This window comes from Xanthomonas sp. NCPPB 3583, assembly GCF_041475715.2.
GTDB classification, from domain to species: Bacteria; Pseudomonadota; Gammaproteobacteria; order Xanthomonadales; family Xanthomonadaceae; genus Xanthomonas; species Xanthomonas euvesicatoria.
The window spans coordinates 2,103,483-2,119,943 of record NZ_CM191263.1 but is presented as its reverse complement, the minus strand read 5'-3'; the positions used below and the strand labels follow the sequence as shown (position 1 = coordinate 2,119,943).

The following is a 16,461-nucleotide window of genomic DNA, read 5'->3' as shown; positions in this document are numbered from 1 at the left end:
GGCCACCAACGCTATTTTAGGGAACCACCGCATGCAGCCCTCTTCTGTTCTTGCCATCGTCACCGGCGGCGTTTCCGGCCTCGGCCTGGCGGTCGCACAGCGTCTGGTGGTCGACGGCGGCAAGGTCGCGTTGTTCGATGTCAACGCCGACAGGGCCGAGTCGGCGCTGGCGCTGCTCGGTGCCGGCAACGCGCATTACTTCGCCACCGATGTCACCGACGAAGCGCAGGTGGCCGCCAATGTGGCGCAGGCTGCACAGGCGCTGGGCGGGCTCAACCTGGTGGTGAATTGCGCCGGCATCCTGGGCGCCGGTCGCGTGCTGGGCAAGGAAGCGCCGATGCCGTTGGCCACCTTCCGCAACACCGTGCTGGTGAATCTGGTCGGCAGCTTCAACGTGGCCAAGGCCGCTGCCGATGTCATGCAACACAACACCGCCGGCGATGACGGCGAGCGCGGCGTGATCGTCAATACCGCCTCGGTGGCGGCATTCGAGGGCCAGATCGGCCAGGCAGCGTATGCGGCAAGCAAAGGCGGCGTGGTCGGCATGACCTTGCCGATGGCACGCGAACTGGCGCGCTTCGGTATCCGCGTGATGACGATCGCGCCGGGCGTGTTCTGGACCCCGATGGTCGACGGCATGCCCGAGGCCGTGCAGCAATCGCTGGCCGCCTCCGTCCCGTTCCCCTCGCGTCTGGGCCAGCCCGACGAATACGCCGACACCGTCGCCTTCATCCTGCGCAACCGCTACCTCAACGGCGAAGTGATTCGCCTGGACGGCGGCGTGCGGTTGGTACCCAAGTAGCGGGGATTGGGGAATCGGGAATGGGGAATCGTAACGGCGCCCTGCTCTCAGCACCCCGGCCCCGGCTTTTTCGATTTCCCATTCCCTACTCCCGATTCCCATGAAAGCCAACGACATCAAGAAAGGCAACGTCGTCGAATACAACGGCGGCATTTACCAGATCCGCGACATCGAACGCAGCTCGCCGCAGGGCCGCGGCGGCAATGTGCGCTTTCGTTTCATCATGTACAGCGTGCCGGGCGGGGTGAAAACCGACGCCAGCTTCGATGCCGACGACAACCTGCCGGAAGTGGAGCTGCTGCGCCGGCAGTCCACGTTCTCGTACAAGGATGGCGAAGCGTTCGTGTTCATGGACGACGAAGACTTCACCCCGTACACGCTGGATGCGGACGTGATCGGCACCGACGCCGGCTACATCACCGATGGTCTGACCGGCATCTACGTGCAAGTGATCGACGACCAGCCGGTGGCCGTACAACTGCCGCAGACGGTGACGCTGGAAGTGGTGGAGACTCCGCCGGAATTGAAGGGCGGCACCGCCACCAAGCGGCCCAAGCCGGCCAAGCTCAACACCGGCATGGAAATCATGGTGCCCGAGTACATCACCAATGGCGAACGCGTGCTGGTCAACACCACCACGGGCGAATTTGCCGGTCGCGCCGACTGATGCGTCGCGTTGCTGTTGTCGTGGCCGTGGGTGTGCTGGCGGCCTGCAGCGTGCAACAAACACCGACGCAGACCGCAACGCCTGCGCCGGTGGCCTGCACCGATCCCAAGGTGGAAGACGAATGGCTGCAGCATCCGGCAGGCCTGTGCGGCATGCCGGAGGATGTGCGCAAACTGGTCGACGACTACGACACCTGCGAGCACTTCGCCGGCGAAGAGCCGTATGACGCCGACCGCCGGCACGAAATCGAAGTGGCCGTGGCACAGTTCTGCACGCCGGCACCGGAACGCCTGGCCAAGTTGATGCGGCAGTACCGCAAGGATGCGCATGTCAGCCAATGGCTGCGCCAGTATTCCAAGCAAGCGGATCTGCAACCGGCCGGCTGAGATGCATCGGCTGATCTGACAGCTGCGTGCCAGTGAGGTGGATTACTCCTGCTAGTGGCAGCGTCGCCACAACTCACGGCTGAAGACTGCAGCCGTTCCGTTCTCGCCAAGAGAGGGTGGCGCGCCGCCCGCTCGATGAGGGCGAGGCAATTCGGAGAATCCGGGCTGCCCCTGCCCTCACCCCAACCCTCTCCCAGCGGGAGAGGGGCCGGCACGCCTGCTATTGCACCTGCATAGGGATGCGCACCTCCGAGTGCGCTTTGTCGGCGGCGGCATCACCGCGCGCAAGCACGCGCAGGCGCGCGCGCAAACGCTCCACATTCGCTTCGCCCTGCTGCAGTCCATTGCGCACGTTGGCTGGCAATTGCTGGCGTCCAGCCAGCTGCAGCTGTTTCCAGCCATCGACCAACACCGCGCTTTCCTGCGCCACGCGCGCGCTCAGCTGTTGCTGCTCGTCCGCTTGTGGCAAGCCATACCCCGCGCTGCCCAACAGCACCGCCGGATGACTGAGTTGCGCCTGGCGCGCGAACAGCGCTTGCAGCTGTCCCTGCACCGCCTCGCGCGCGGCCACGCCCGGTTGCAACAGGCGCTTGAGCGCATCGCGCGCCAGCAATTCCTCTCGACGCAGGGCCGCCTGCTCCAGCAACAATGCCGCTGCAGTTTCGCGCAGACCGCCGCGATCGAACCATTGCGCCCGCACCTCGGGCGCGGCCTCCAGCCACTGCGCGACGGTTGTTTGCGGCACTGCGATGCCATGCCGAAGGACGTCGAACATGGCCTGGTAATGCGCTGCCGCCGATTCGAAGTAATAGCCCTGGCGGATGGCTTGTGCAGGGTCGTCCAGCACCTGCAGATCGGCGATGCCGGCACGCTGCAATCGTTGCCGCAGACCGCGCGGCGTGATCGAGGACAAGTTCGCTGCAGCCAGACGCGGCACCCCGTCATGCAGCAACTTGTAGGTTTCCACCGCGCAGTTGTTGCCGATGAAGTAATAGCGCCCGTCGTAACTCCAATGCACCTGCGCGGCGCGCTCGAGCAGGGCCGCGACCTCGTCGGGCGTCAGGGCCAGCGGCACCGACGACAGGGCGCGCAATTCCACCTTGGTGTATTCGTCCACGACCTGGTTCAACGGCAGCACGAACAGCCGCGACGGGTACGAACCCGTGAGCCCGCGCCAGCTGGAAATCTGCACATCGCCCACGAACGCGCGGAACGACAGCACGCGGTGGTATTGCAGATCCAACCGGCATGCGGGGCCCGGCGCACGGCCGGGTGCGCAGATCACCAGGCGCAACATGCTATGGCCCCAGCGGCTCATCGGCTGCTCGTTACCCTCGGCAAGCAGATAGTCCACCGCGTACACGCGAGCCGGATCCAGCGTCAGCAACGACATCGCACCGGCGTCGTTGTCGGCCTGCAGGTACGGCAGCGCGGTCTCGCAGGGCGTAACACCCTGCGGCGGACCGATGCGTTGCGCAAACCAGGCCGCCAGCGCAGGGCGCCGGCAGGCGTAGTCGGCGTCCAGCACGTAATGCTCGAAATTGACCGCAACGAACTCGGCCGGGCTGCGGCGTTCGTATTCGTCCGGGCTGCGGTCGCTGAACCGATTTTCGCTGCGCCCCACCCGCCACGGCCGCACCTGCCAGCCGGCAAGGTCGCGCAGGCGCCGATCGCGCGACCACGCGCTGCGTGCGCCGCGATCGAACACATGCGCAAGTTCGTGTATGAGCGCTGCCATCGCCGCGCGCGTGGCAGCTGCGTTTTGATCGGAACGTGCGTCGTCGGATTGCGCGCTCCACGCCTGCAGCAGCGCGCGATCGAGCAGGATGCGATTGCCGATTGCACGGCCGTGTACCTGCGCCGGCAGATCGGTGCGCCATTGCAGCTGGATCGGGGCGGCCATCCGCTGCGTCCAGCCCTGCGGCAATCGCCGTGCGACCAACTGCACCAGCGCGTTGCTTGCTTCGATCTCCGCCGCAGGCAAGTCCGAGCGAACCACCTCGACCAACAATTCGGCCTGCGCCTGCGGTGCGACCAAGGCGGCCAGCAGCAGCCAGCCGCACCGCCGGCGCAGACTCACCGGGCCAGAATGGACTGCGCCAGCTCCAGGTCGCTGGCCAGCCGCGCAGCGTCGCTACGGCTACGCAACTGCAGCAACGCCGCTTCCAGACGCGCACCACGGATGACGCCATCGCTGGCAACAAAACCGGCCGCATCTTCGCGGGCGTCGGCCACCACCTTGTCGTCGCCGGAGCTGCTGCCGGACGAATTGGACGAGCCAGCCGACGAGGCACCTGCCGACGTCCCGGCCAGGCTGGATGCGAACGCTGCCAGCGGCAGCAGCGTCAAAGCGCAGAACACGAGGGAGCGCATCATGGGCTGATCGATTCCGTGTGAAGGTGCGGGAAGACTAACCGGCGGGCGTGTTGGCAGGTGCGTCATGCATCTCGAACAGCTTGCCGGGATTCAGCAAAAGATGAGGATCGAGCACATGTTTGATGCCGCGCATGAGGGCGATTTCCTCGGCAGAGCGCGTGCTCCACAGATAGGCCTTCTTGACCAGGCCGATGCCGTGTTCGGCGGAAATGCTGCCGTCGAAACGCTGCAGGGCCTGCGCCAGCAACTTGGTGACCTGATCGCAGGCCGCAACGAAATCGACCTGGCTGGTGCCATCGGGCTTGAGCACGTTGATGTGCAGGTTGCCATCGCCGATATGGCCGAACCACACCACATCGAAATGCGGATACGCATCGTGCAGCAACGCCTGGGTTTCGGCCAGGAACGCCGGCATCGCCGAGATGCGCACCGACACGTCGTTCTTGTACGGCGTGTAGCGCGCCAGCGCTTCGGTGATGCCTTCGCGCAGGCGCCACAGTTGCGCCGCCTGCGCATCGCTCTGGCTGATCACGCCGTCGCTGACCCAGCCCTGCTCCATGCAGGTCTCGAAGGCCGCCATCGCAGCCGCCTCCTGCGCCTCATCGCCTGCGGCGAATTCGGTGACCACGTAGTACGGGTAAACCTGCGCAAACGGCGCCTGCGCGCCATGCGCAAGCACATGTTCCAGCGCGCGATCGGTGAAAAATTCGAACGCCTCCAGGCGCAACTGCGCGCGAAACGCGGCAAACACCTGCATCAGCACTTCGAACGAGGGCAACGCAAGCAACATCACGTTGCTGGGCGGCGGCGGGTCGGTCAGCCGCAGCGTGGCTTCGACCACGATGCCGAGCGTGCCTTCGGAGCCGATCATCAGATGGCGGAAGTCGTAGCCGCTGGAATTTTTGACCAGCGCGTTGTTGAGTTCCAGCAACTCGCCGCCACCGGTGACCACCTTCAACCCGGCCACCCATTCGCGCGTATTGCCGTAGCGGATCACCCGGATGCCGCCGGCATTGGTGGCGATATTGCCGCCGATCGAACACGAACCGCGCGCCGCAAAATCTACGGGGTACACCAGCCCATGCTCGCGCGCGGCGTTGTGCACCGCTTCCAGCGGCATGCCGGCCTGCACGGTGAGCGTGCGATCCACTGCGTTGAAATCCAGCGGTTTGTTCAAACGCTCCAGGCTCAACACCAATTCGCCGTTGGCCGCCACTGCGCCGCCGGACAAGCCCGTGCGCCCGCCCGACGGCACCACCGCCACGCCTTGCGCATTTGCCCAACGCACGACCGCCTGCACTTCCTCCACCGAGCCCGGCAAGGCGATCGCGAGTGGGTTCGGCGTCCAGCGGCGTGTCCAGTCGCGCCCGTAATGCTCCAGGTCGGCCGGGTCGGTCTTCACACGCAACGTAGGCACGGCCTGTTGCAACGAAAGGATGTGGGGATCGGTCATGGCACGCGGCGCTGCGGTAGGAACCGCACAGCGTGCCAGCGCCGGCCTGCCTCGTCCAGCCGGCGCACTCACGGCCGACGCAGCGTTGGATTCAGCTGAAACCGTTGCGCCGCAAGGGCTTCGCCGGTGCGAACAGCGCATCGCGGCCACCCAATCGCGCACCCCATCTGGCATAGTTGCCGGCCCGATTGCTGCATTGCGTTCCCCCATGTCGCCGAAGAAAACCTCGTTTCCCAAGCAGGACATCCGCGTGCTGTTGCTGGAAGGCATCAGCCCGACCGCCGTGGACGTGTTCCGCGCCGCCGGCTACTCGCAGATCGAACTGCACGCCAAATCGCTGCCGGAAGACGAGTTGATCGCCCGCATCGCCGACGCGCATATCGTCGGTATCCGCTCGCGCACGCAGCTGAGCGCCGAGGTGCTGGCGCATGCCAAGCGCCTGATCGCAGTCGGCTGCTTCTGCATCGGTACCAACCAGGTGGACCTGGACGCGGCCGAGCTGGCCGGCATCCCGGTGTTCAACGCGCCCTACTCCAATACCCGCAGCGTGGCCGAACTGGTCATCGCCGAAGCGATCCTGTTGCTGCGTGGCATTCCGCAGAAGAACGCGCAATGCCATCGCGGCGGCTGGTCCAAGTCGGCCGCCGGCAGCCACGAAACGCGCGGCAAGGTGCTGGGCATCGTCGGCTACGGGCATATCGGCACCCAGGTCGGCGTGCTGGCCGAAGCGTTGGGCATGCAGGTGATCTTCCACGATATCGAAACCAAGCTGTCGTTGGGCAACGCACGCGCGGCCATCGACCTGGACGAGCTGCTGGCGCGCTCGGACGTGGTCACCTTGCACGTGCCGGAAACCCCGTCGACCAAGGACATGATCGGCGCAGCCGAAATCGCCCGCATGAAGCCTGGCGCGCACCTGATCAACGCCTCGCGCGGCACCGTCATCGACATCGACGCGCTGGATGCGGCGCTCACCTCCGGCCAGATCGGCGGCGCGGCGGTGGATGTCTTTCCGATCGAGCCCAAGGGCAATGGCGACGCGTTCGAATCGCCGCTCACTGCGCACGACAATGTGATCCTGACCCCGCACGTGGGCGGCAGCACGCTGGAGGCGCAGGACAACATCGGGATCGAGGTCGCCGCCAAGCTGGTGCGCTATAGCGACAACGGCAGCACCTTGTCGGCGGTGAACTTCCCGGAGGTCACCCTGCCCGAGCACGCCGAAAGCCTACGGTTGCTGCATATCCATCGCAACGTGCCGGGCGTGCTGTCGCAGATCAACGAATTGTTCTCGCGCCATAACGTCAACATCGACGGCCAGTTCCTGCGCACCGACCCCAAGGTGGGCTATGTGGTCATCGATGTCAGCGCCAGCGAGGAGCTTGCCGGCGTGCTGAAGGACGAGCTGGGACAGATCACCGGCACCTTGCGGACGCGGGTCCTGTATTGAGCGGGATTTGGGAATCGGGATTCGGGATTGGTAACAGCGGTTCGCCGCAACCGGTGGGTTCATCGGTCCAACCACGCTGTGGGAAGCAGACATGGCCCGCTAAATGGATCGGCGCCGGCCCACCGCTTCTGCCAATCCCGAATCCCGAATCACCACTCCCGGCTCTCCAGCCACTTTTCCGCCATCCGCCGCAGCGATGGATCGAGCTCGGGCTCGGCAAGCAGCTCGGCGATCGGGCGCCAGGCCAGCGCCAGCGATTCTTCGCTGACCTTGAACGCCTCGTCCGCACCGGCCAGCACCACGTAGCGCGCATCGAAGTGCCAATGCCCGGCCACGTCGCCGCGCGCCGGAATCCAGTGACGGTCCAGGTCGAACAACTCTCCGTCGGCCAGCCGCAAGCCGACGAGTCCGGATTCCTCCTCCGCTTCACGTAATGCCACCTGCGCCAGATCGCGGTCGCCATCGGCGTGCCCGCCCAGCTGCAGCCAACGCTGCAGCTTGCGGTGATGGGTCAGCAAGGTGCGTGTGCCGTCGGCGCTAACCACCCACGCCGAGCCAGTGAAATGACCTTCGACACGCTCGCGCACGAACGGATCGGTGGCATCGTCCAGCAATTGCACGAACTGCTCGGCCAGCGCGGCCTCCTCCGGCCAACGCAGGCGGTACGCCGCCAATTGCTGCTGCAGGGTTGCAACCACCATCTGTCGTTCTCGGTCGCCCGGTGCGGGCCAGGCGGCCATTATCGCCATTCATGCTGCGTACGCGCTTGTCGTGAGCGTGTAGCTTTGGCAAGGTAGGCCGCTTGCCTGTCCCACCGGGATGCGGCGCACCAATTCGTCCGGGCGCCCGCGCCTTCAAGCTTTGCCACTTAGGGATGTACCGAATGCTGAAGTCTCTGTTGAGGGTCAAACCGATCGAGCCCGCTGGCCACGTCGATGCAGGCGAACCGGTCGAAGGCAGCCTGCAAGGCGAAGCGACGCTGCAGCGGACCCTCACAGCCAAGCACCTGATCATGCTCGGTATCGGCGCGGTGATCGGCGCCGGCATCTTCGTGCTGACCGGCCAGGCCGCGGCCAATCACGCCGGCCCGGCGGTGATGCTGTCGTTCGTGTTCGCCGGTATCGCCTGCGCCTTCGCCGGCCTGTGCTACGCCGAATTCGCCGCGATGATGCCGGTCTCCGGCAGCGCCTATTCGTATTCATACGCCACGCTCGGCGAAGGCATCGCCTGGTTCATCGGCTGGTGTCTGGTGCTGGAATACCTGTTCGCCGGGTCCAGCGTTGCCGTCGGCTGGTCTGCCTACCTGATCAGCTTCATCACCGGCACCCTGGGGTTGCCGTTCCCCGCAGAGTTGGCGGGTGCGCCGCTGGCCTGGAACGGCCACGGCTTTGTCAGCTCCGGGAATCTGGTCAACCTGCCGGCCGTGCTGATCGTCGCGGCGGTGAGCATCCTGTGCTACGTCGGCGTCACCCAGTCGGCGTTCGCCAACGCAATCGTGGTGGCGATCAAGGTCGTGGTGATCTGCCTGTTCGTGGGCTTTGGCATTTCCTATATCGACCCGGCGAACTGGCACCCCTTCATCCCGGAAAACACCGGCCCTGGCCAGTTCGGCTGGGACGGGGTATTTCGCGCCGCGTCCATCGTGTTCTTCTCCTACATCGGCTTCGACGCGGTTTCCACCTCGGCCGGCGAAACCAAGGATCCGCAGAAGAACATGCCGATCGGCATCCTGGTGTCGTTGGCCATCTGCACCGTCATCTACATCATCGTCTGCGCGGTGCTGACCGGCCTGCTGCCCTATACCCAGCTCGGCACCGCCAAGCCGGTGGCCACCGCGCTGGAAGCCCACCCGCAACTGACCTGGCTCAAGACCGCGGTGGAAATCGGTGCCATTGCCGGCTTGTCGTCGGTGGTGCTGGTGATGCTGATGGCGCAGCCGCGCATCTTCTACACCATGGCCAAGGATGGGCTGATGCCCAAGCTGTTCGGCAAGGTGCACCCGAAATTCCGCACGCCTTACGTCGGCACGCTGTTCGTGGGCGTGGTCGCCGCGCTGCTGGCCGGGGTGATCCCGTTGAACGTGCTGGGCGAACTCGTCTCGATGGGTACCCTGCTCGCCTTCGCCACGGTCTGCGCCGGCGTGCTGGTGCTGCGCTTCACCAAGCCCGACCTGCCGCGCCCGTTCCGGGTGCCGCTGGCGATGGTGATCTGCCCCCTGGGCGCGTTGGCCTGTCTGTTCCTGTTCTTCCAGGCCTTCCAGGAACACTGGAAGGTGTTCGTGGGCTGGACCGTGATTGGCCTGGCGATCTACTTCGGCTACGGCATCCACCACAGTCGCCTCGCGAAACGGGCCTAAGCTTCTCTCAAGACCGGCGCGCGACGCCGGTCTTCTTGTTCAATGACCGCGCGTAGCGCCAAGCCGGAACCGCTTCATGTTCAAACAACTTTGGGCCACCAAACACCCGCACGCCAGCCATGAGGCGGCCGACGGGCTGGGCCTGCAACGCGCGCTTGGCCCCTGGGGGCTGACCGCCCTGGGAATCGGCGCGGTGATCGGCGGCGGCATCTTCGTCATCACCGGCCAGGCGGCGGCCGACCATGCCGGCCCGGCGATCATGCTCTCGTTCGTGCTCGCAGCGGTGTGCTGTGCGTTCTGTGCGATGGCCTACGCCGAATTCGCTGCGATGGTGCCGGTCTCCGGCAGCGCCTACACCTACACCTACGCCACCTTCGGCGAGCTGGCCGCGTGGTTCATCGGCTGGATGCTGGTGCTGGAATACGGCGTGTCCGCCTCGGCAGTGGCGGTCAGCTGGACCGGCTACTTCTTGAGCCTGCTCGAGCATTTCGACATCCACCTGCCGGCCGCATTCGTCAGCGCGCCGCTGGATGGCAAATTGCAACCCACCGGGGCGATCGCCAACCTGCCGGCGGCCGGGATCGTGCTGCTGCTGACCTGGCTGTGCTATGTCGGCATCCGCAAGTCGTCGGCAATGAACATGGCCATGGTGATCCTCAAGACGGGCTTGATCCTGCTGGTGATCGCGGTGGGCTGGAAATACGTGGACACCTCCAACTGGCAGCCGTTCATCCCGGCCAACGAAGGCCCGGGCAAGTACGGCATGGAAGGCGTGCTGCGCGGCGCAGCGATGGTGTTCTTCGCCTATATCGGCTTCGAAGCGGTGTCGGTGGCGGCGCAGGAATCGCATCGCCCGCAACGCGACCTGCCGATCGGCATGATCCTGTCGCTGGTGATCTGCACCGTGCTCTACATCGCGATGGCGGCGGTCATGACCGGCTTGGTGCCGTACACCCTGCTCGGCACCGACGAGCCGGTGGTGACCGCGGTGGCGGCGCATCCGCAGCTGGCCTGGTTGCGCGTGGTCGTGGAAGTGGGCGCGTTGATCGGGCTGTCATCGGTGGTGCTGGTGATGATCATCGGGCAGCCGCGCATCTTCATGATCATTGCGCGCGATGGCCTGCTGCCCTCGATCTTCACCCGTATCCACCCCAAGTACCGCACCCCGCATGTCAATACCGTCATCACTGGTGTCGGCATCGCGCTGCTGGCAGCGGTGTTCCCGCTGGATGTGCTGGGCGAATTGACGTCGATGGGCACGCTGATCGCTTTCGCGGCGGTCTGCGCCGGCGTGCTGATCCTGCGTCGCACGCACCCGGAACTGCCGCGTCCGTTCCGCATGCCGGCCGCCTGGCTGATCTGCAGCGCCGGCGTGTTGAGCTGCCTTGCGCTGCTGTCGGCGATGACGCTGCACAACTGGATGCTGATGGGCCTGTGGACGCTGGTTGGGCTGGTGATCTACTTCGGCTACGGGTATCGCCACAGCCGTCTGCGCGACGGCCGCTGAGCCCGCGCATGATCGGGCGTCTGGCGCGGCAGGACGATGCCTGCTGCGCTGCACCTGCCCATGCACCGGGGGCGCAGTAGAATAGGTCCATGAATGCGACCACTGCCCCTCTGCCCTACAGCACCACGCGTCTGCACGAGCTGGCGCACCTGCTGATCGCCAATATTCGCGAGCTGGCCCATGCCGGCTGGACGCCTGCGACCAGCAGCAATTTCTCCCACCGTCTGGACGAACAGCACGCGGCCATCACCGTCTCCGGCCGCGACAAGGGTCGCCTGGTCGAAGAAGACATCATGGTGGTGGACTTCGATGGCCTGGCCGTCGGCCGCCCGTTGCGCCCGTCTGCCGAAACCCTGCTGCACACCCAGCTGTATCGCCGGTTCCCGGAGATCGGTTGCGTGCTGCATACGCACTCGCCGGTGCAGACGATTGCCTCCCGCCTGTATGCAGGCAGCGGTGTGATTCGGCTCGAAGGCTACGAATTGCTCAAGGCCTTCGATGGCAACACCACCCACGAAACCGCAGTGGAAGTGCCGGTGTTCGCCAATACCCAGGACATGCAGGTGCTGGCCGCGCAGGTCGATGCCTTGCTGGACAAACAGGGCATGTGGGGGTATCTCATCGAAGGACACGGCCTGTATGCCTGGGGCCGCAACATGGCCGAGGCACGTCGTCACCTGGAAGCGTTCGAATTCCTGCTGCATTGCGAACTCGAACTGCTGAAACTGCGCGGCACGCGCTGAGTATTGTCCGTCCCCCATTCGTGAGCCAGACCGCCATGAGCCGACTGCGTATCTTTGCCGACACCAATCCCGCCACTCCCGAGTTCGATAGCCGCGACGGCGATGCGATCGCCGCTCAGTTGCAGAAGATTGGCGTGACCTTCGAACGCTGGCATGCCAGCGCGCCGGTCGAACCGGGCGCCACGCCCGAGCAGGTGATGGACGCCTACCGTGCCGATATCGATCGCATCAGCGCCGAGCGCGGCTTCAAGACCGTGGACGTGGTCAGCATCGCGCCGGACAACCCCAAGCGCGAAGAAATGCGCGCCAAGTTTCTGGACGAGCACTTCCACAAGGAAGACGAGGTACGGTTCTTCGTCGCCGGCTCAGGCCTGTTCACGCTGCACGTCGATGCCAAGGTTTATGAGATCGAATGCGTCAAGGACGACCTGATTGCCGTGCCTGACGGCACCCTGCACTGGTTCGACATGGGGCCGGAGCCGCACTTTGTGGCGATCCGCTTCTTCACCGAGCCGGACGGCTGGGTCGGACATTTCACCGGCACCGAAATCGCCAAACAATTCCCCCGCTACGCCCCCGAGAAACCTCACAAGGCCAGCTGACGATGACACGACCGCAAGCGATCCTCACCGATATCGAAGGTACGACCAGCAGCATTTCGTTCGTCAAGGACGTCTTGTTCCCGTATGCGCGCCGCGCCATGCCGGCCTACGTGCGCGAACACGGCAATCATCCGCAGGTGCGCCATTGGCTCAACCAGGTGGCCGATGAAATCGGCGAGGACGTGCCGGACGAGGTGTTGATCACCACGCTGCAGACCTGGATCGACGAGGACCGCAAGCACACCGCGCTCAAGGCCTTGCAGGGCCTGATCTGGGGCGACGGCTACAAGACGGCCGACTTCACTGCACATATCTACGCCGATGCGGCGATCCAGTTGAAAGCCTGGCACGCAGCGGGCATTCCGCTGTATGTGTATTCGTCCGGCTCGGTGCCGGCGCAGAAACTGTTCTTCGCGCACAGCGACGCGGGCGACCTGAGCGGACTGATCACCGACTGGTTCGACACCGAAGTCGGCCCCAAGCGCGAAAGCGCCAGCTATCGCCGCATCGCCGAGCGCATTGGCGTGCCGGGACCGGAGATCCTGTTCCTGTCGGATGTGATCGAAGAGCTCGATGCCGCCAAGCGTGCCGGCATGCGCACCGCGCTACTGGACCGCCGGGAGGACTATCCCACGCCGCGTTCGGCCGACGATGTCGGCAGTCACCAGCGCGTGGAGAGTTTTAGCCAGTTGGTGCTGTAAGCACGATCTGCAAGCCGATTGCGCTCGTTGCCGTTTGAGCGCAATCGGTGGTTGGCGCCGCGCAGGCCGCTGATATGCTCCGGCTGCGACGCGCCGCATGCAGCTATCTGACGGGATAATGGCCTGCACTGCGGGCACCGCGCTCGGCCACCCCACCCGTCTTTCCTGGACTTCTGCGCGCGCCATGTCGCTGCCTTCCCCTTTCGCACCACATGCAGTATGGCGACGACTTTCCACGCTGATCGTCGTGGTGGCGTTGATGGCCGGCTGCCATCCGGACGCTGGTGCTGCGCTGCAGGCCCAGCCTGCCGAGAGCCACGATGCAGGCGATCCGGTCGATCAGGCCGCTCTGGCGCACGCATTGAAAGCGTTGCAACCGCAGCGCCCCGGCGTCACCGATCTGTACGTGGTCGGTTTTGCCGGCGATGCCAGCGACGATGTCTTCCGCAACGAGACGCTCTACCTCAAACAGCTGTTCGAGCAACGCTTCGATGCGCGCGGGCGCGTGGTCACGCTGGTCAACAACCCGGACAATCTGGGCGAGCATCCATACGCTCCGCTGGCAACCTACGACAATCTCTACGACACGCTGGCCGCGATCGGCAAGCGCATGGATCGCAAGGAAGACGCGCTGTTGCTGTTCGTCACCACCCACGGTACCGAAGACCACAGCCTGTACGTGCAGGTCGACGACAAGGAAGAGGATTTCATCAGCCCGCAGGATCTGCGCCAGGCGCTGGACGATGCCGGCATCGACAATCGCATCATCGTGCTGTCGGCCTGCTATTCGGGAGGTTTCATTCCCGCACTGCGTTCGCCGCAAACGCTGATCCTCACCGCTGCACGTGCCGACCGGCCCTCGTTCGGCTGCGGCAATACCTCCAACGCCACCTATTTCGGGCAGGCATGGTTGATCGATGCGATGAACCAGAGCGACGACCCTTTGGCCGCATTCGACATTGCCAAGGCCGCCCTCACCGCACGCGAGAAGCAGGAAGGCGAGCTCCCCTCGTTGCCGCAGCAATCGCTGGGCAAGCGCATCGCGCCGGTGCTGGCGCGTTGGCGTGCGGGCGTGCATCTGGGGCCGGCGGTGGCGTATCCGTATCCGCCGGTGGAGATGGATGCCGCGTCGGACCAGGGCGTGGATTCAACCGACTCAGCGGACGCTGCGCCGGTGAGCGACGTGCCGCGTTCGAATACCCCGGCAACCGCAAAGCCCTCAAGCACGCTCCCAGCTGCACCTGCAGCATCCAATCGATAACCCAGAGCGGGTGCTGAGACTAATTCTCATTTCGTCAGCACCAACCGGGCCTCGCTACACTCGCCCGGCCAGCCAGCCAGCCACCGTCAGCCAGCACCGATCTTCGCCAGCGCGCCAACGCCTGCCAGCCCGGATCCCAAAACGCCTCCCTTGTGGAGGCGTTTGTGTTTGTGGCGATCAGGAGACTGCGGCGCAGCTGACACATGCTTCAACGTCGCGCTATCGCAGCCGCGCTTTTGCCCGTGCCGGGATCACGACGACATGGTTCCGTATCGTTGCTCAAGAGCCGCTACACAACGTCACGCGCAATCGCTTGGTGCGATCTAGATTTTCTTGGCGCGAGATACCCCAACCCCAGTATTGGGCGATGTCAGGCACTGTGTGCACACTCAGCCATCCCTTTGGGGCCCCCTCTCCCGGTGCGAGAAGGGCGGCGTTGGACGACCGACATCGTTAACCGCCTCAGGGCTCAGCAGTTTGCAGGCGGTACACGGTGCTGGCGTTGTACTGCCCGGTGGGTAGGTTTGCGCGCACCTGGACGGTGTGTTCGCCCACCGCCAGGGTGGTCGGCAATGCACCGCGCCAGAGATGCGTAGACGGCGTGGCCTCCGGCGAGCGGTCGTAACCGCGCAACGCGTCGGCCGCATCATCACGCACATTCTCTGCCAGCACACGCGGATCGCCACGCTCTACCCGCTTCATCGGCTGCCATGGGCCGTTATCGATGCGCATCTCGACCACGGTGTCGTCCTGGCCCATGAAAACATTGGCGTAGACGCCCCACGCCGCATACGCGCCCTTGCGCAGTACCTTGGGCGCGTGCAGCAGCAATTGCGCATCGTCGGCCGCGCGCGCAGCGTGATAAGCCAGCGTGTAGCTGCCGCTGGGCGCAACCTGCAGCACCGCATAGCCATTGGGAGTGCCATCGCTCATCGTCGCATCGGGAATGCCGTCGGCATCCTTGGCACCCGACCAGAACGCACCGCAGGCCGCACCCACGTTGTATTCGTGCAGCGGTCGTGCACCCTGCCAGCCCTCGTCGGCACCGTGATCCACCTGGCGCTGGGTGTGGCTATGACCACTGAGCACCAACACATGCGGAAACTCTTTCAGCAATGCGAACAGGCGGCGGCGATCGGCATGCCGGAAGGTTTCCTGCCCCGGCACTGCATCGAACAGGTGGATATGCATGCCCAGCACCAATAGTCGGTCGCGTGGCAGCTGCGCCAGGTAATTCTGCAGGAACGCGAATTGATCGTCGCGCAGGCCACCGATGTAGGCCTGCCTGCCGCCGGGCGTATAGATCACATCGTCCAGGAACACGAAGCTGGCATTGGCTTCTTCCACCGCATAGGTGTCCGGGCCGTAGACTGCGTGCCAGCTGTCGAGCGACTGCGCATCGTCGTGCGCGTCCAGGTTGAGATCGTGGTTGCCCGGCACATGGAACCACGGCACGCCCAGCTGCGTGGTGACCTTGTTCAAGGCCGGATACAAGCTCAGATCGTCGCTGACGATGTCCCCCAGTGTGGTGCCCAGCCTGGCGGTGGTCTTGCCGATGATCGGTTCCACGATGTCGCGCTGGTAGTAGCCAACGTCGGCAAGGCTGGCGGTCTGGCTGTCGGCAAACACCAGCATCTGGAAGCCATCGGCCGCGGTGTCTGCGCGTGGCGTCAGCGCGAAATCCCAGTTGTGCGTGTTGCGGCCGGTCGCGGCGACACCGCCGTATTGATGCTTGGCCGAGCCACGCGGTGCGTAGTGGCGCCAGAATGCAGGCAGGCCATCGGCGGCGGGCAAAAAGCGGCGGTCGCCGGGCTTGATCACGAATACCGTCTGCCCGTCGCGTACCGGCAGGCGGTAGCGGCCCCGCGCATCGGTACGCACGATCTGCTCGCCATTGGAAACCGCCACATCGGCCACCCCCGGCTCATCGGCGCTGCGGCCGGCGCGCCCGTCGCGTTCTTCGTAGACGATGCCATCGACCGCGGTGTCGCGCGCGTATGCGCTTCCCGCGAGCAAGCCCAGTGCCAACAAAGCGAAACGACGATGCATGCGTTTTCCCGCGCGAAGATCCGCGGAAATTGTACATGCCATCGCGAGGCGCACAGCGCGAGTACGCGGGTTGGAAGGCATGACCGCATATCCGTAGGAGCGCACCGG

At 65.0% G+C, this 16,461-nt stretch carries 15 protein-coding genes; 10 read left to right on the top strand and 5 right to left on the bottom strand.

What is annotated here, in order from left to right:
* Nucleotides 1–31 precede the first annotated feature (31 nt).
* From ACCQ07_RS09435 to ACCQ07_RS09425, 3 genes are all read left to right on the top strand, one after another.
* Nucleotides 32–802, top strand: coding sequence for an SDR family NAD(P)-dependent oxidoreductase (locus ACCQ07_RS09435; RefSeq protein ID WP_218561188.1), 771 nt, complete (start codon nt 32–34; stop codon nt 800–802).
* A gap of 100 nt (nt 803–902) precedes the next feature.
* Nucleotides 903–1,469, top strand: a complete 567-nt coding sequence (gene yeiP, locus ACCQ07_RS09430; protein ID WP_008571463.1) for an elongation factor P-like protein YeiP — start codon at nt 903–905, stop codon at nt 1,467–1,469.
* Nucleotides 1,469–1,855, top strand: coding sequence for a hypothetical protein (locus tag ACCQ07_RS09425; protein ID WP_014090056.1), 387 nt, complete (start codon nt 1,469–1,471; stop codon nt 1,853–1,855). Before yeiP ends, ACCQ07_RS09425 begins: the two co-directional genes overlap by 1 nt.
* A gap of 220 nt (nt 1,856–2,075) precedes the next feature.
* On the opposite strand, the gene ACCQ07_RS09420 is transcribed toward ACCQ07_RS09425, so the two are convergent.
* From ACCQ07_RS09420 to ACCQ07_RS09410, 3 genes are read right to left on the bottom strand one after another with little or no spacing between them, the layout of a single operon-like run.
* On the bottom strand, nt 2,076–3,935 hold the full coding sequence (locus tag ACCQ07_RS09420) for a DUF7844 domain-containing protein (RefSeq protein ID WP_372165737.1): 1,860 nt from the start codon (nt 3,933–3,935) through the stop codon (nt 2,076–2,078).
* Nucleotides 3,932–4,231, bottom strand: a complete 300-nt coding sequence (locus ACCQ07_RS09415) for a DUF2388 domain-containing protein (RefSeq protein WP_008571460.1) — start codon at nt 4,229–4,231, stop codon at nt 3,932–3,934. Before ACCQ07_RS09415 ends, ACCQ07_RS09420 begins: the two co-directional genes overlap by 4 nt.
* A gap of 34 nt (nt 4,232–4,265) precedes the next feature.
* Entirely contained in the window at nt 4,266–5,684 is a 1,419-nt protein-coding gene (locus ACCQ07_RS09410) for a D-2-hydroxyglutarate dehydrogenase (RefSeq protein ID WP_372364008.1), read from the bottom strand.
* Nucleotides 5,685–5,892: 208 nt separating this feature from the next.
* On the opposite strand from ACCQ07_RS09410, the gene serA reads away from it, so the two are divergent.
* Nucleotides 5,893–7,134, top strand: a complete 1,242-nt coding sequence (gene serA, locus ACCQ07_RS09405) for a phosphoglycerate dehydrogenase (protein WP_014090052.1) — start codon at nt 5,893–5,895, stop codon at nt 7,132–7,134.
* Between the two features lie 149 nt (nt 7,135–7,283).
* On the opposite strand, the gene ACCQ07_RS09400 is transcribed toward serA, so the two are convergent.
* The gene (locus tag ACCQ07_RS09400) at nt 7,284–7,874 is read right to left on the bottom strand and encodes an NUDIX hydrolase (RefSeq protein WP_277572066.1); all 591 of its coding nucleotides are present in this window, start codon (nt 7,872–7,874) and stop codon (nt 7,284–7,286) included.
* A gap of 143 nt (nt 7,875–8,017) precedes the next feature.
* Here ACCQ07_RS09400 and ACCQ07_RS09395 point away from each other — a divergent pair, with 143 nt between their 5' ends.
* From ACCQ07_RS09395 to ACCQ07_RS09370, 6 genes are all read left to right on the top strand, one after another.
* A complete protein-coding gene (locus ACCQ07_RS09395; protein ID WP_372165735.1) occupies nt 8,018–9,490 on the top strand; it encodes an amino acid permease in 1,473 nt (490 codons plus the stop codon).
* 76 nt (nt 9,491–9,566) lie between these two features.
* Nucleotides 9,567–10,997 (top strand): amino acid permease, encoded by a 1,431-nt coding sequence (locus ACCQ07_RS09390; RefSeq protein WP_008571455.1) that lies wholly within the window; start codon nt 9,567–9,569, stop codon nt 10,995–10,997.
* A gap of 89 nt (nt 10,998–11,086) precedes the next feature.
* Nucleotides 11,087–11,740: a methylthioribulose 1-phosphate dehydratase gene (locus ACCQ07_RS09385; RefSeq protein WP_008571454.1), complete on the top strand. Its 654-nt coding sequence runs from the start codon at nt 11,087–11,089 to the stop codon at nt 11,738–11,740.
* Nucleotides 11,741–11,775: 35 nt separating this feature from the next.
* The gene (locus ACCQ07_RS09380) at nt 11,776–12,342 is read left to right on the top strand and encodes a 1,2-dihydroxy-3-keto-5-methylthiopentene dioxygenase (protein ID WP_008571451.1); all 567 of its coding nucleotides are present in this window, start codon (nt 11,776–11,778) and stop codon (nt 12,340–12,342) included.
* A gap of 2 nt (nt 12,343–12,344) precedes the next feature.
* Nucleotides 12,345–13,043 carry an acireductone synthase gene (mtnC, locus tag ACCQ07_RS09375; RefSeq protein WP_008571450.1) on the top strand — a complete coding sequence of 233 codons (699 nt, stop codon included), beginning with the start codon at nt 12,345–12,347 and terminating at the stop codon, nt 13,041–13,043.
* A gap of 184 nt (nt 13,044–13,227) precedes the next feature.
* A complete protein-coding gene (locus tag ACCQ07_RS09370) occupies nt 13,228–14,304 on the top strand; it encodes a C13 family peptidase (protein ID WP_218532372.1) in 1,077 nt (358 codons plus the stop codon).
* A gap of 462 nt (nt 14,305–14,766) precedes the next feature.
* On the opposite strand, the gene ACCQ07_RS09365 is transcribed toward ACCQ07_RS09370, so the two are convergent.
* Nucleotides 14,767–16,353 (bottom strand): calcineurin-like phosphoesterase C-terminal domain-containing protein, encoded by a 1,587-nt coding sequence (locus ACCQ07_RS09365; RefSeq protein ID WP_057680760.1) that lies wholly within the window; start codon nt 16,351–16,353, stop codon nt 14,767–14,769.
* Nucleotides 16,354–16,461 lie beyond the last annotated feature (108 nt).

Bases quoted from the DNA above. Each gene is read 5' to 3' on its own strand.
- ACCQ07_RS09435 (WP_218561188.1), top strand. From the start codon at position 32: ATGCAGCCCTCTTCTGTTCTTGCCATCGTCACCGGCGGCGTTTCCGGC.
- yeiP (WP_008571463.1), top strand. From the start codon at position 903: ATGAAAGCCAACGACATCAAGAAAGGCAACGTCGTCGAATACAACGGC.
- ACCQ07_RS09425 (WP_014090056.1), top strand. From the start codon at position 1,469: ATGCGTCGCGTTGCTGTTGTCGTGGCCGTGGGTGTGCTGGCGGCCTGC.
- ACCQ07_RS09415 (WP_008571460.1), bottom strand. From the start codon at position 4,231: ATGATGCGCTCCCTCGTGTTCTGCGCTTTGACGCTGCTGCCGCTGGCA.
- ACCQ07_RS09410 (WP_372364008.1), bottom strand. From the start codon at position 5,684: ATGACCGATCCCCACATCCTTTCGTTGCAACAGGCCGTGCCTACGTTG.
- serA (WP_014090052.1), top strand. From the start codon at position 5,893: ATGTCGCCGAAGAAAACCTCGTTTCCCAAGCAGGACATCCGCGTGCTG.
- ACCQ07_RS09400 (WP_277572066.1), bottom strand. From the start codon at position 7,874: ATGGCCGCCTGGCCCGCACCGGGCGACCGAGAACGACAGATGGTGGTT.
- ACCQ07_RS09395 (WP_372165735.1), top strand. From the start codon at position 8,018: ATGCTGAAGTCTCTGTTGAGGGTCAAACCGATCGAGCCCGCTGGCCAC.
- ACCQ07_RS09390 (WP_008571455.1), top strand. From the start codon at position 9,567: ATGTTCAAACAACTTTGGGCCACCAAACACCCGCACGCCAGCCATGAG.
- ACCQ07_RS09385 (WP_008571454.1), top strand. From the start codon at position 11,087: ATGAATGCGACCACTGCCCCTCTGCCCTACAGCACCACGCGTCTGCAC.
- ACCQ07_RS09380 (WP_008571451.1), top strand. From the start codon at position 11,776: ATGAGCCGACTGCGTATCTTTGCCGACACCAATCCCGCCACTCCCGAG.
- mtnC (WP_008571450.1), top strand. From the start codon at position 12,345: ATGACACGACCGCAAGCGATCCTCACCGATATCGAAGGTACGACCAGC.
- ACCQ07_RS09370 (WP_218532372.1), top strand. From the start codon at position 13,228: ATGTCGCTGCCTTCCCCTTTCGCACCACATGCAGTATGGCGACGACTT.
- ACCQ07_RS09365 (WP_057680760.1), bottom strand. From the start codon at position 16,353: ATGCATCGTCGTTTCGCTTTGTTGGCACTGGGCTTGCTCGCGGGAAGC.